General features: G+C 63.9%; 12 protein-coding genes and 1 tRNA gene. 6 read left to right on the top strand and 7 right to left on the bottom strand.

The window, feature by feature from the left end; all coding sequences use genetic code 11:
* Window positions 1-32: 32 nt before the first annotated feature.
* Both RAM60_RS01350 and RAM60_RS01355 read left to right on the top strand, forming a co-directional pair.
* Window positions 33-566, top strand: a complete 534-nt coding sequence (locus RAM60_RS01350; RefSeq protein WP_510640028.1) for a hypothetical protein — start codon at window positions 33-35, stop codon at window positions 564-566.
* Window positions 559-954 carry a DUF1761 domain-containing protein gene (locus RAM60_RS01355; RefSeq protein ID WP_369025892.1) on the top strand — a complete coding sequence of 132 codons (396 nt, stop codon included), beginning with the start codon at window positions 559-561 and terminating at the stop codon, window positions 952-954. The genes RAM60_RS01350 and RAM60_RS01355 overlap by 8 nt, the downstream gene beginning before the upstream one ends.
* 3 nt (window positions 955-957) lie before the next feature.
* Here the strand turns inward: RAM60_RS01355 and RAM60_RS01360 are convergent, their stop codons facing one another.
* From RAM60_RS01360 to RAM60_RS01375, 4 genes are all read right to left on the bottom strand, one after another.
* On the bottom strand, window positions 958-2079 hold the full coding sequence (locus RAM60_RS01360) for a potassium channel family protein (RefSeq protein WP_369025891.1): 1122 nt from the start codon (window positions 2077-2079) through the stop codon (window positions 958-960).
* A 56-nt stretch (window positions 2080-2135) separates the two neighbouring features.
* The gene (surE, locus tag RAM60_RS01365) at window positions 2136-2900 is read right to left on the bottom strand and encodes a 5'/3'-nucleotidase SurE (RefSeq protein WP_369025890.1); all 765 of its coding nucleotides are present in this window, start codon (window positions 2898-2900) and stop codon (window positions 2136-2138) included.
* Complete coding sequence (serS, locus tag RAM60_RS01370) at window positions 2900-4180, bottom strand: serine--tRNA ligase (protein WP_369025889.1); 1281 nt, start codon at window positions 4178-4180, stop codon at window positions 2900-2902. Before serS ends, surE begins: the two co-directional genes overlap by 1 nt.
* Before the next feature lie 104 nt (window positions 4181-4284).
* Window positions 4285-6612, bottom strand: coding sequence for a TonB-dependent receptor (locus RAM60_RS01375; RefSeq protein WP_369025888.1), 2328 nt, complete (start codon window positions 6610-6612; stop codon window positions 4285-4287).
* A 127-nt stretch (window positions 6613-6739) separates the two neighbouring features.
* Between RAM60_RS01375 and RAM60_RS01380 the strand changes: the two genes are divergently transcribed.
* Window positions 6740-7357, top strand: a complete 618-nt coding sequence (locus RAM60_RS01380; protein ID WP_425504502.1) for a TetR/AcrR family transcriptional regulator — start codon at window positions 6740-6742, stop codon at window positions 7355-7357.
* A 57-nt stretch (window positions 7358-7414) separates the two neighbouring features.
* On the top strand, window positions 7415-7672 hold the full coding sequence (locus tag RAM60_RS01385; protein ID WP_369025887.1) for a hypothetical protein: 258 nt from the start codon (window positions 7415-7417) through the stop codon (window positions 7670-7672).
* Between the two features lie 45 nt (window positions 7673-7717).
* Here RAM60_RS01385 and RAM60_RS01390 read toward each other — a convergent pair.
* Both RAM60_RS01390 and sppA read right to left on the bottom strand, forming a co-directional pair.
* A tRNA-Val gene (locus tag RAM60_RS01390) sits at window positions 7718-7792 on the bottom strand.
* Between the two features lie 82 nt (window positions 7793-7874).
* Complete coding sequence (gene sppA / locus RAM60_RS01395; RefSeq protein WP_369025886.1) at window positions 7875-9752, bottom strand: signal peptide peptidase SppA; 1878 nt, start codon at window positions 9750-9752, stop codon at window positions 7875-7877.
* Between the two features lie 102 nt (window positions 9753-9854).
* Between sppA and RAM60_RS01400 the strand changes: the two genes are divergently transcribed.
* Both RAM60_RS01400 and RAM60_RS01405 read left to right on the top strand, forming a co-directional pair.
* Window positions 9855-10880, top strand: coding sequence for an aspartate carbamoyltransferase catalytic subunit (locus tag RAM60_RS01400; protein WP_369025885.1), 1026 nt, complete (start codon window positions 9855-9857; stop codon window positions 10878-10880).
* A complete protein-coding gene (locus RAM60_RS01405; protein ID WP_369025884.1) occupies window positions 10877-12109 on the top strand; it encodes a dihydroorotase in 1233 nt (410 codons plus the stop codon). The genes RAM60_RS01400 and RAM60_RS01405 overlap by 4 nt, the downstream gene beginning before the upstream one ends.
* Before the next feature lie 75 nt (window positions 12110-12184).
* On the opposite strand, the gene RAM60_RS01410 is transcribed toward RAM60_RS01405, so the two are convergent.
* Window positions 12185-13519, bottom strand: a complete 1335-nt coding sequence (locus tag RAM60_RS01410; protein WP_369025883.1) for a tetratricopeptide repeat protein — start codon at window positions 13517-13519, stop codon at window positions 12185-12187.
* Between the last annotated feature and the right edge of the window lie 29 nt (window positions 13520-13548).

Here is a 13548-nt window from a genome sequence, read left to right on the forward strand (position 1 = left end):
TTTCGCGCGGCCCCCTACACGCGATTGACGCTTTGCGCTACCGCCAAGCGATGCGCATCGTCCTGACCAAGGGGAGCACGTCCGATAACGTCGCCATCGAGCGCGACGACGGGTCACGTGCAGGCTTCGACTTTCCCAAGAAAGGCCCGGTTCCGCACGACGCGTTCCATTTCTTCGTCGAACACGAACTGGGCATGGCGCACGGCTTCTGGGGCCTCGTTGCGTCGGGCATGGACCCAGAAGCGGTCGGCGCCATGGCGGCCGAGGCGGGTCATGCCAGCGCCAAGCGGGCCCAGATGCCGCACGACCACATCGTGGAATTGCTTCAGGCCGAACGCCTCGTCGAGTGCTTCGAGGCGGAGAGCTGGGCCGGTGCCAGCGACGACGAGGGGATCATGGCCATGGCCGAGCCGGGCTGGGCAGCCTCGCACGTTCCCCCGGTTGATGGCGTTCGCGCGAAACTTGGTAGTATCCGCGATGGTATCGCCGGGTTTGCCGCAAACTGGCATGCCTTGCCGCCAAAGGGATCGCTGACGCTCGAATGGAAGGGTAATTCCAATGGGTAACATCAACATGTTCGCCGTGGTGATGGCGAGTCTCGCCTTCTTCGCGGTCGGTGCGGTCTGGTATGGCGTGCTCTTCAGCAAGCCGTGGCAGCGCGAAACCGGCGTGACCGAGGCACCGCGAGGCGCACAGGTAGCCAAGATCATGGGCCTGACCTTCGCCTTCGAGATGCTGGTCGTACTCATGCTCGAACACACGATTGCCCGGACGGGGGCATCGGACCGGGCGATCATGATGATCGCCATCGGTTTCGGGCTTTCGATCATGACGCCTGCCATTGGGATCAACTACCTCCACCAGCGGAAGTCGCTGACGCTGTTCCTGATCGACGCCGGCCATTTCGTGGTCGGCATGGCTCTGGCAGGCGCAGTGTTGCTCTACTTGCGCTGAGCCCTAGCCGACATCGAGGCGGTCATTGTGGAAGTGGCCGTCGCCCTTGGCGGCGCCGTTCTCCGTCGGGACGATCTCGACGATGATGTCGCCCGCCTGCAGATTCTGGCACGCATCCTCCCAGAAGCCGAGCGCCTTGCCATCGCGATAGACCCTCAGGCCCCGTCCGCCCGAGGACAGCTGCGAAATCGAACAGCCGCACTCTTCGGGCAGGACCTTGCGCTCGATCAACTGGACCCGGCCAGAAACCGACGCGAGGTCGGCGAGGTAGTCCGCAATGTGCTCGCCCTTCGCGCTTCCCGCCAGCAGCAGGCCGGTAAAGCGCACCGGATTGATGACATTGTTTGCCCCTGCCTGGCGGGCGAGCGATTCGTTGTCGTCAGCACGCACGACGGTGCTGATGGGCACATCGGGGGCGAGTGAGCGGGCGGTCAGTGTGATCAGGATGGTGGTGTCGTCGCGGCCCGCGGAGATGAGCACGTTCGACGCTTCGGAAATGCGCACCGCCTTCAGCGTCTCGTCGCGCGTCGCGTCTGCTGCCATGACATTGCAACCAAGCGCCTCGGCTTCGGACAGGCGGTCCTCGCTCGGGTCGATCACGACGATCCGGCTGGGGTCGGTGCCGCGTTCGATAAGTTCGGTAACCGCCTCCGAACCCGAGATGCCGAAGCCCAGCACGACGATATGGTCGCGCAACTGTTCCTGGATGCGGGCCATGCGCCACTGCTCCCATGTGCGTTTGATGATGAAGTTATAGGCCGTGCCGACGAAGATGAAGAGCACGGCGAAGCGGACTGGCGTCACGATAACCGCCTCTACCAGGCGGGCGCGGTCGGAAATCGGCGCGATGTCGCCGAACCCGGTCGTGGTGATCGAAATCATGGTGAAATAGACGACGTCGAGGAAACTGACCTCGCCGTCGAGATTGTCGACCAGTCCTTCGCGGTCCCACCAGTGGATCATGATCACCGCGAAGATGAGCAGCAGCGCAAGGCCCAGCCTGATGCCTAGGTCGCCCCAAACCGGAATGCGAACAGCCCGGCGAAGCGGCTGGAAACGCGGCCCTCGCGGGTTGCGCGGCGATGCGGTCTGCTTGACCGAAAGTTTCCTGCTCTCTCCGCTCATCCGGCGCCTCTTTCGACAGAAACTGCCGCAGGGTCAACGCCCTTGGGCGAATGGCGCTAGGGCTCGTAGCGGTCCGCGAGCGCGCCGAGCGAGGCGTGGTGGGTGAGATCGAGCTGGAGCGGGGTCACCGAGATATAGCCTTCATCGATTGCTTCGAGGTCGGTGCCATGGTCGAGTGTGTGCTCGATGGAATCGAGCCCGAACCAGTAATATTTGAAGCCGCGCGGATCGCGGCCTTCGACCACCGTGCCGCGCGAATAATCGTGGAATCCTTGCCGCACGGCGCGGATACCCTTCACCTCCGACGCGGGAAGCGGCGGGAAGTTCACATTGACGAGTGTGCGCTTCGGAAGCGGCGTGGTGAGCAGCGGAGCCAGAACCTTCGCGCCCCATTCGATGGCCGCGCCGAAAGGCACGTCCTCGCCCATGCCCTCGCGGGCATAGACCTGGCTCAGGGCAATCGAACGGACGCCCGCCAGCGCGCCCTCGATCGCGGCGGAGACGGTGCCCGAATAGGTGATGTCGTCGGCGAGGTTCGCGCCGCGATTGACGCCGGACAGGATCAGGTCGGGCGGTCCGGGGACGACCTTGCGCAGGCCCATGGTCACCGCATCGGTCGGCGTGCCGGTGACCGAAAAGCGCCGCTCGTCATGCTGGCGCAGCCGGACCGGCTTGGTCAGCGTGAGGGCGTGGCCCATGCCCGACTGCTCCTCGTCCGGGGCGCAGATCCAGATGTCGTCGCTGAACTGGCGCGCGATGCCCTCCAGGACCGCAAGGCCGGAAGCGCGGATGCCGTCGTCATTGGTGAGGAGGATGCGCATCAGGCCTTGGGCTCCAGTGTGGTGACGCCGCCCATGTAGGGGGCGAGCACGTCGGGCACGCTGACGCTGCCGTCGGCCTGCTGATAGTTCTCCATCACTGCGACCAGCGTGCGTCCCACAGCGAGACCCGAGCCGTTCAATGTGTGGACGAAGGCGGTCTTCTTTTCGCCTTCGGGGCGGTAGCGCGCATTCATCCGGCGCGCCTGGAAATCTCCCGTGTTCGAACACGAAGAGATTTCGCGCCATGCGCCCTGGCCGGGCAGCCAAACTTCAAGGTCGTAGGTCTTGCGCGCGCCGAAGCCCATGTCGCCGGTGCACAGCAGCACGCGGCGATAGGGCAGGTCGAGCGCCTCGAGGATGCTCTCGGCGCATTTGGTCATGCGCTCATGTTCGGCCTCGCTGTCTTCCGGACGGCATACGCTGACCAGTTCGACCTTTTCGAACTGGTGCTGGCGGATGAAGCCGCGCGTATCGCGTCCCGCCGCGCCCGCTTCGGAGCGGAAGCACAGCGTATGCGCGGTCATGCGGATCGGCTCGGCAAGGTCGGGCAGGATCTCGCCCGCGACCGAAGCGGTGAGGGGCACTTCCGAAGTTGGGATCAGCCAGCGGCCATCGGTCGTCCGGAAGCTGTCCTCGGCAAACTTCGGCAGTTTGTCGGTGCCGTACATCGCGTCGTCATTGACCAGTACTGGCGGGTTGCATTCGGTGTAGCCGTTATCGCGCGTCTGCTTGTCGAGCATGAACTGGGCGAGCGCGCGATGAAGGTGCGCCATGTCGCCGCGCAGGAAAGTGAAGCGCGCGCCCGACAGCTTGGCGCCGGTTTCGAACTCCATGCCCAGCGCCGGACCGAGGTCGGCGTGCTCCTTCGGTTCGAAGTTGAACTCGCGCTTTGTGCCCCACTGGTGGACTTCGACATTGTCGTTCTCGTCCGCGCCATCGGGCACATCGGACGCCGGGGTGTTCGGCAGCTGTTCGAGCAGCGAACGAAGCGCTTCATCCGCAGCCTTTTCGGCCTCTTCCCATTCGGGCATCGCGGCCTTGATCTCGGCCACTTCGGCCTTCAGTGCCTCGGCCTTGTCCTTGTTGCCCTGGCCCATCGCCTGACCGATGGCCTTGGACGCGTCGTTGCGGCGGCCCTGCGCCTGTTGGACCTTGGTAGCGGCTTCCCTCTTCGCAGCGTCGAGTTCGAGGATTCGCGCCGCGACCGGCTCTGCCCCGCGGCGGGCGAGAGCGGCATCGAAGGCTTCGGGATTCGTGCGGATAAAGGCGATGTCGTGCATGGCGGCGCGCTATGCCCTGCCGTCACGCGAATGGCCAGAGGGTAGCAGATGCGAAGAGGGCCGGGTCGAAGCCCGGCCCTCGCATATCAAGCCCTGGGGAGAGGTCAGAACTTGAACTGGCCCGTGACGTAAAACCGGCGGGGATCACCGTAGAAACCGGTAAGGTTCCCTTCGAGGCCGAGACGCGTAGCAGTCACGAAGTCGTACCCTGCGACGATGTAGCGCTGGTCGAAGAGGTTCTTGCCGTGAACGCCGATCGACCAGCGGTCGCTGTCGTCGGTGTAGACGATGCTGGCATCGACCAGTTCGAAGCCATCCTGGTCGAGTGGGCCGGGCACTTCGAACTGGCTCGAATCCGAGCGCATGGAGACCGATCCGATGAAGTCGACAATGCCGTTCGCGACCGGCAGGCCGAGGTCGAAACCGGCATTCACGGTAATGTCCGGAGTGTTCTGGAACACCCGCTGGTCAGCGACATCATTGCCGAAGGCGTCGATGAAGGTGTTGTACTTGGCATCGAGGTAGCCGAGGGCCCAGTTGAAGGCGAAGCGGCTGCCTGGACCTGCGAAATCCTTGCCTACCAGAGCACGGCCCTCGAACTCGAAGCCGTTGACGTCGGCATCGCCCGCGTTCGAGGTGATACCGATGAAGCTGTCGTTGACGCCGTCATTGTTGGTATCGAAGCCCACCGAGCCGGGAATCTGGACATCGGTGTAGTCGCCCTTGAAGGCGGCCATGCTGATGAAGAGCCGGTTGTCGAGCAGGGATGCCTTCCAGCCGATTTCGTAGCTGTCGACCTTTTCGGGAGCGAAGCTCAGGAACTCGTACCTGTCCGCATAATCTCGATCGCCATCGCCATCGAGGTCGGGTGCCGCAGTCGACTGGCCGCGCGGGTCGAAGCCGCCGCCCTTGAAGCCCTTGGAATAGGTGAAATAGAGCGTGTTGTTGTCGTCCGGCTTGAAGGCCAGCGATGCGCGCGGGGTAAATTCCTTGAACGTCGCACTGCCTTCGAAGTCGCTGGTGACGGCGATCGGAATCGCGGTCGACGGCGGGAACAGGTCGGAAAAGCCGCCGATGAAGGTGGTGCGCAGAATGCGGCTGCTACGCTTGTCCCAAGTGTAGCGACCACCGAGCGAGAGGCTCAGCTGATCGGTAAGGTCGTAGGTGAAATCGCCAAAGATCGACCAGGTCTTGGTGTCGACATCGCCGAGCGTCTGGGCATTCAGGCCGGGAAGTCCCACCGCGGGCAATGCGCCGGTGGTGAACAGCGCCACGTCGAAGGCAGTGAAGGCGTTGGCGTCGAGGTAATATGCGCCGAGAACGCCCGACAGCCTGTCACCTTCGACAAGAAGCTGCAGTTCCTCGCTGAACTGCTTGTTGCGGTAGATCGCCGGAACGTCGAGGTCCGCAGCCGGCAGGCTGTCGAAGTCGATTGGCGTCGTGGACTTGTCCTTGCGATATCCGGTGATCGACTTGAGCGTCAGCGTGTCGCTCAGATCATAGGCGACGGTGAGGCCCCCGCCATAGGCCTCGACCTCCTGTTCGACGACATTGAGGCCGGCGCGTGTATCGTAGACATTGTCGAGGACGGGAGCACCGGTGAAGGCTCCCCGCAATAGGCGATGGCCCTGCCGGGGGTCGGAGTTGTCCTTCACATAATCGCCCGACAGGCGGATGAAGAGCGGACCATTGTCGAACTCGATCGTTCCGCGACCCGCCCAGACGTCCTTGTTGTAGTTCTCGACGCCGGGTTGGGTGAGGTTGTCTCCGAACCCTCCGCGCGAAAGGCGTGCCACCGACGCGCCAATCTTGAAGCTGTCGCTGACGGGTGTCGAGGCCGTGAGGATCAGATCAGCCTGATTGTAGGAACCATAGGTTGCCTTGACCTTGACCTGGGTCTCGTCGGGCAGGGCAGCGGTGACGTATTTGATCGCGCCGCCGATAGTGTTGCGGCCGTAAAGTGTACCCTGCGGGCCGCGCAGCACCTCGATGCGTTCCACATCGTAGACGTCGAGAACGGCTGCCTGGGGGCGGTTGAGATAAACGTCGTCGACATAGAGACCCACGCCGGCCTCGAACCCTGCGACAGGGTCCTGCTGTCCGACGCCGCGAATGAAGGCGGTAAGGGTCGTATTGGTGCCACGGCTGACTTCGAGGGTCAGGTTGGGCACCTCCTGGCCGATCTGGGTCAGGTCGGTCGTGCCCTTGAGCTCCATATCCTCGCCAGAAAGCGCGGTGACCGACAGGGGCACATCGATGATGCTTTCCTCTCGCCGGCGCGCGGTCACGACAATGACGCTCCCGGCCTCATCCTCGCTCGCGGTGGTCGCGGCGGCGTCGCCGACGTCCTGCGCGCTGGCCGGGGTCGAGATGAAAGCGGCAGTGGCGGCGCCTGCGAGAAGGCAGGCGATGAGGTTTCGTTGCGTAAGCATGATTCGGAATTCTCCCTCCCGGATTGTCTTATCCGCCAGCCAATAATGAAACCTGAACCACCTTTCAAGTTCATCTTGCGAGGATCCAAGTTCCGGCTTACGAACGCTCCGGTAACGGGGGATGTCGATGGCGGCTGAAACGAGCATTGCGGACAAGGCCCCGCGCACCGAGCGCGGTCGCAAGACCTTGCGCAAGCTGCTGGATGCTGCGGCCCGCGAATTTGCCGATCACGGCTTCCACGAAGCCTCGATCAGCGGGATCACGCGGCGGGCAGGCGTCGCACTGGGAAGCTTCTACACCTATTACGACAGCAAGGATGCGATCTTCCGCGCGCTGGTGAAGGACATGAGCGAGGCGGTTGGTGCCGCAGCGCGAAACGCGCTGGTGCCTGGCATGGACGCACTGGAAGTGGAGCGAGCGGCCCTGGAGGCATTCCTGCGCTTCGCTGCCGAAAACAAGGCGCTTTACCGGATCATCGACGAGGCAGAATTCGTCGATGCCGAAAGCTATCGCGCTCACTATGAGACCATCGGCTCGCGCATCGAGGATCGCCTTCGGGCTGGCGGCAAGGGTGGCGAACTACGCGAGGGCCTCGGAACACCCGAAGCTTGGGCGCTGATGGGCATGAACGTCTTCCTCGGCCTTCGTTATGCGATCTGGGCGCGCGAGGGCGATCCGGATGCGGCCGAGGTTGCTGCAGCAGCAAATCGCCTTTTGCAGTCGGGAATAGCCCCAATCGCCTGAGCCTTTCCCGGAACCCCGGCAGCCCGAAACGGTTTGATCTCCAAAGGAGACTTTCAAATGTTCGGCAAGATTATCGGAGCATTCGTCGGCGACAAACTCGCCAAGCAGACCAGCGCAGTCGGTGGAGCCGGCGGCGCAGCACTCGGCGTCGTCGCGGCAACCGTCCTGCGCCGTATGAGCCTTCCCGCGATGATCGCACTGGGGGCTGGCGGCTATGTCGCCAAGAGGCTCATTGAGAAGAACGAGCGTGAGAAGGCGGCCAAGTCCGCGACCACGACCGCAGACCCGGACATTTCGCCGCGCCAAGCCGCATGAACCGATAGTTCGCGAGGTCCCATCCACCCGCCTCGGCGGGGCGGATGGTGGGCGCGACAGGGATTGAACCTGTGACCCCACCCGTGTGAAGGGTGTGCTCTACCGCTGAGCTACGCGCCCGCCCGTTCGATGCTTCGATAGCCGTGCCATCGGGGCAGGGGCGGGCCTTTACGCGGCGAATCGCGCCAAGGCAAGCGCCTGCCTAGTCGAGTAGTGCTGCCGCAAACCTGGCGAGCCAGTTGACCTCCAGCTTGGCGGAAGTCCTCGCCTGCGAGACGGGTTCGCACTCGAGGCAATAGGCCTGCATCCCCTGCACCTTGAGAAGGCGATTGAGATCGCCCTGCATTCTCGAAACGAGAGCATTCTCGCGCCGTGCGAAAAGCGCGACAACATCCTGTCGCCTGCCCGTGCCCGCATCGTCGATTAGCCAACGCCGCAAGAGGCTATCATAGTTCGGAAGCGCGCTGCCGAGGTATTCGGCGTGCCAGTTGCTGCCCAGTTTGGCCTGTTTCGCGACCCACTCCAACGCATCGTCGATGCCGCCATATTGGTCCACGAGGTTGATCTGGCGGGCTGTACCGCCATCCCAGACACGGCCCTGTCCGATCCGGTCGACCTGGTCGCGGGTCAATTTACGCGACCCGCCAACCCGCTCGAGGAAATCCTCGTAGCCGTTCTCGATAGTGGCCTGCAGCAGGGCGTCCACTTCAGGGGTTAATCCACCCACGATGTCAGGCTGGCCGGAGAGCGGAGTAGTGCGCACACCATCTGAATTTACGCCCAGGCTAGCCGCGGTCTCCTCGAAAGTCGGAATGACCGCGAAGATACCGATCGAGCCGGTGATAGTCTCCGGCTCGGCGAAAATGCGGTCTGCCGGGGTCGACACCCAATAGCCGCCGCTTGCAGCGAGATTGGCCATGGAAACCGCCACTGGGATGCCCTTGGCCTTGTGGCGCAGGATGGCATTGCGGATCTGTTCGGATGCCAGGACCGAACCACCCGGTGAATCCACGCGTACGACGAGGCCCGCGAGATCCTGCGACAGCGCATCGTCGAGCAATTCGGCAATGCGTTCGCCACCTGCCGTGCCGGGACCGGCGTCTCCATCGACGATTTCACCTGCGATGGTCACGACCCCGATTGGCTTGCCCTTGGAAGGGGCTGGATTGTCTTCGATCCAGGCGTCGAGCGGGGTGGCCGGATAAGCACCCGGAAGATCGCTCCAGTCGTCTTCACCGACCAGTTCGACCACGCGCTTCTCGAAATCGGCGCGCGTGCCGAGTTTGTCGACGAGGCCGGCCTGCAGCGCTGCTGTGGCAAGATCGCCCTTGGCCGCCGCAACCCACCCGACGGGATCGGTGGTGACCTTCGCGATATTGGCTGCCGGCCGCGCCTTCTTGATCGCCGCCTGATACTCTTCCCATAGCGCCCCATAAAGTGCGCTGTAGTTCTCGCGCGCCGCATCCGACATGTCCGAGCGGGTGTAGGGCTCAACCGCGCTCTTGTATTCGCCGACCTTGTAGACACGCGCCTTGACCTTCAACTTCTCGAGAAGGCCGGCGTAGTACTGCCGCTGGCCTCCAGGCCCGGCGATGACCGCACCGCCAAGCGGGTCGACCCAGATTTCCGACGCATGCGCCGCCAGCAGCATGGCATCGTCGGCATAGGCCGTAGCGAAGGCGAGGACAGGCTTGTCCGCTGCACGTACCCGGTCGAGCGCTCCGCCGATTTCTTGCAGGTGGACCTGACCCCCGCCGAGGAACCGGTCGAGATCGAGAACGACGGCGGAGATCCGCTCGTCCTTTGCCGCGGCATCGAGTGCCCGGACAATGTCGCGCGTCTGGTACTCCGTGGTTGGTGCTTCCGATGCGAGCAGCGCTGCGATCGGATCTATCTCGGCCCGCTCTTCCACCACCACGCCGTCGAGTTCGAGCAGGAGCGCGCCATCGCGAACCGCGGCGGGGCTCGGCCGTGCGGCGAGGATCGCGAACAATGCGGCAAAGAACAGCAGCATGAAAATGAGGACCAGCGCGTCCTTGATACCGACCAGCAAGCGCCAGACACGACCCGCAAAATGCATCGAGATATTCTCCTGTTGCGTCCTAGCTAGGGAAGGCGAAGAAACTTCGCCACCGGAAAGCGCTTGAGAGACCCATCAGGCTCGACTAAGGGCGTGGCTTCAATGGCATCGATGGAAACTTCGCCGCATGCGGCCCGCTATCCTGCGGGCGCGCTGGCATTCCCGCACCGCGACCTGATTGGCATCGGCCAGTTGGAACGGCACGAAATCCTGTTCCTGCTCGACGAGGCAGAACAATGGGTTGCGCTTAACCGGCAGGCGACCAAGCACGAGGACCTGCTGGCTGGCCTGACCATCATCAATGCCTTCTTCGAGAATTCGACCCGCACGCTGCTGAGCTTCGAGATCGCGGGCAAGCGCCTGGGGGCGGACGTCGTCAACATGCATGCGGCGCAGTCGAGCGTGAAGAAGGGCGAGACGCTGATCGACACGGCGATCACGCTCAACGCCATGCACGCCGACGCCATCGTCATCCGGCATGGATCGAGCGGGGCGACGCAGCTGATAGCCGACAAGGTCGATTGCCCGGTCCTCAACGCCGGCGATGGGCAGCACGAACACCCGACACAGGCGCTGCTCGATGCGCTGGCCCTGCGCCATGCCCTGCGTGACAGGGGCGAAGCAGCCGACGACTTCACCGGCCTCAAGATCGTGATTTGCGGCGACATCCTGCACAGCCGCGTCGCGCGTTCCAACCTGCTGTGCCTGCAGGCGCTCGGGGCGACGGTCCGGCTCTGTGCACCGCCAGCGCTGATGCCATCGGGGATCGAGGCGATGGGAGCGGAGGTCTACCATGACTTCGAGGCTGCGCTCGATGACGCCGACGTTGCAATGATGTTGCGCCTGCAGACCGAACGGATGAGCGGCCAGTTCATCCCCTCGGCGCGCGAATATCATCACCTTTACGGTCTGACTAAGAAGCGACTCGCCAATGCGAAGCCCGATGCGCTGGTCATGCACCCTGGGCCGATGAACCGCGGGGTCGAGATTGACAGCGAGGTTGCCGATCTGATCGATCGGTCGATCATCACTCGCCAGGTCGAGATGGGCGTCGCAATCCGCATGGCCGCACTCGACGTGCTGACGCGCCGCGCGAGAGGCGTTGCAGGATGGGGAGACGCGGCATGAAGCAACAGCGCCCCATCGCGATTACCAATGGCCGGATCGTCACGCCGAAGGGAATCATCGACGGCACGCTCCGCCTTGCCAATGGAATCATCGCTTCAGCAGGCGCTGAAGCGCCTTGCGACGGGGACGAGATAGTCGAGGTGGGCGGCAAGCTTATCGCCCCGGGACTGATCGACTTCGGTGTGTTCGCAATCGACAAGCCCGCCTTTCACTTCGGCGGGATTACCCGCGCGGCGTTGATGCCCGACCAGTCGCCGCCGCTCGACCTTCCTAGCCGGGTTTCCTACATCGCCAAGAGCGGCAAGCCCGACTTCTGGATCCACCCTCTCGCCGCGGCGACGCGCGGGCTCGAGGGGCGCGAGATCGCCGAAATCGCCCTCATGCGCGAGGCCGGGGCTCGCGGGATCGCAACGGGACGCCAGTGGATAGCGGACTCGGGCGCAATGCTGCGCTTGCTGCAGTATGCGGCGATGCTGGACATGATCGTTGTCTCTCACGCCGAGGATGCGGCGCTGGTGGGTAGCGCCGTCGCGACTGCCGGGGAGGTTGCCACCCGTCGCGGTTTGCCGAGCGCGCCGGCCGAAGCCGAAGCGATCGCCATCGCACGCGATATTTCTCTTGCCCGAATGGCTGGTACCAAGCTGCATTTCCGGCAGGTCACGACGCGAGCCGGGTTGGACCTGGTTCGGCAGGCCAAGGACGCGGGCCAGCGCGTCACTTGCGGCGTCACTCCGGCACACTTCATGCTCTCCGACCTCGCGACGGTCGACTTCCGTACCTTTGCCCGCCTCTCGCCGCCGCTACGCAGCGAAGCGGACCGGCAGGCAGTGCGCGAGGCCATTGCCGATGGGACGATCGACGTCATCGCCAGCGGCCACGACCCGCGCGGGCCCGAGGACAAGCGTCTGCCCTTCGCCGATGCGGAGCCGGGCATGGCGGGAGCCGAGACGTTGCTGGCAATGACGCTGACGCTTGTCCGCGACGGCGTGATCGACATTGGCAGGGCGTTCGAACTGCTCGCGCGCAATCCCGCTGCACTCCTGGGAGTAGAGGCAGGAGCCATTGCCGGGGGACACGAGGCAGACATCGCCATCATCGACCCGGACAAGCCGTGGATCATCCAGAGCGCGAGGATGGAGGCTACCGCCGGTAATACGCCGTTCGATGGTCAGCCTACGCAAGGCCGCGTCAGCGCGCTCTATAAGGGTGGCGTGCCGATTACCCTGTGACTACACAGCCATTGAAAAAGCCCCGCCCGGATTGCTCCGGACGGGGCTACGAAGGCTGGATGGAGTGCGCGAATGTTACCGCGCTGCGACCCGCACTTCGTCCCCGACCACTGCAAGTGCGCCGGGAAGTGGATTGGTTGCGGCGTAGGCAATGCAACCTTCGCCCTTGCTCTTGACCGTGCGGCACATCGACTGTGCCGAAGCCTTGGCGTAGCCGGCGGCGGCAACGCGGTAGTAGATCTTGCCGTTGACGCGGGCCTTGGTGATGACCTTTTCGGCACCCGACAGTTCGGGATAGCGCTTCTGGAATACCTTCCACGCTGCCTGCGCATCGGACATCGAGAAATACGAGCCGAGCTGGATATTGTAATCGCCCGAGGCCAACGCATGCGAGGCGAAGGGAGCAGACTCCTGCGCCTTGCGCGGTGCGGCTACCAGTGAGACTTCTGCCTTCTTGGCCGCCGGCGTGTAGGTTGCCGGGAGCGGCTGGATCGTCTCGGCTTGCGCAAAGCTGTGGTCGAAGTCGTTCGAGATGCCTGCTTCCGCGAGGGCTGCGTCAGCGCTGTCGTCGACGCTCGCCTGCTGGTCGACTGCGGGCAGTTCGGAAGCAAGGGCGAAATCGCTCTGCGGAGCGGTTTCGACCGTATCAGCCGATTCCTGTGCCAGCTGCTCGACGCTCTGGTGGTTCGAAAGCGCGAGCATCGCAGGCTGGCCCGGATCTTCCTTGGCTTCCACACCGAGGAGGCTCGCGACACGAGCCGTGTAGAGCTCGGGGCGGGCCATCGATGCCCAGCTGGCCATGCGGTCGTTGAGTTCGTCGCCCGGAACGTCGTTGGCGGCGATCAGGCGCGCTTCGGTCCACGAACCCGACAGGGCGTAGGCATAGGCGAGGTTCTGGCGAACCTTGACCGTGTTCTGGCCGCCACGAAGCGTGTTGAGGAGGATGTGCACACCCTGGCCCGGTTCACCGGCAAGTGCGAGCGCGAGCCCGAAGTCCGCCGGATCGATTTCCGACTGGTGGACACGAAGTGTTTCGAGGGCGCCTGCTTGGTCACCGATGGCCGTGAGGGCCAGCGTATAGCTGATGACGGTGCGCGGCGCGTTGTCACCGAGTTCGATTGCTTCAGCAAAGGTCGTGGCTGCCGACTGGAAGCGGCCTGCTTCCAGATAGGCGTTTGCCAGCAGGGTGCGGGTATAGGCGTCGCGCGGGCTGGCGAGAACGGCGGCTTCGGCGTGGGTAATCGCCTTGCTCGTCTTGCCTTTGGCCAGAGCAGTTTCGGCCTGCGCGGCCGAATAATTGTGCGACGGCGCGACCTTGCCGGTGCAAGCGCTCAGCGCGGTCGTCGCCAGTGCCGTGGTAACGGCAAGCTGTACGAGCCGGCGGGTCTTGGCATTCGTCTCGGTGCTCATTTCAAATCCCCCTGGAGGCGATCCCACAT

Source organism: Qipengyuania sp. RANM35 (assembly GCF_041021145.2).
In the GTDB taxonomy this organism is placed as follows: Bacteria; Pseudomonadota; Alphaproteobacteria; order Sphingomonadales; family Sphingomonadaceae; genus Qipengyuania; species Qipengyuania soli.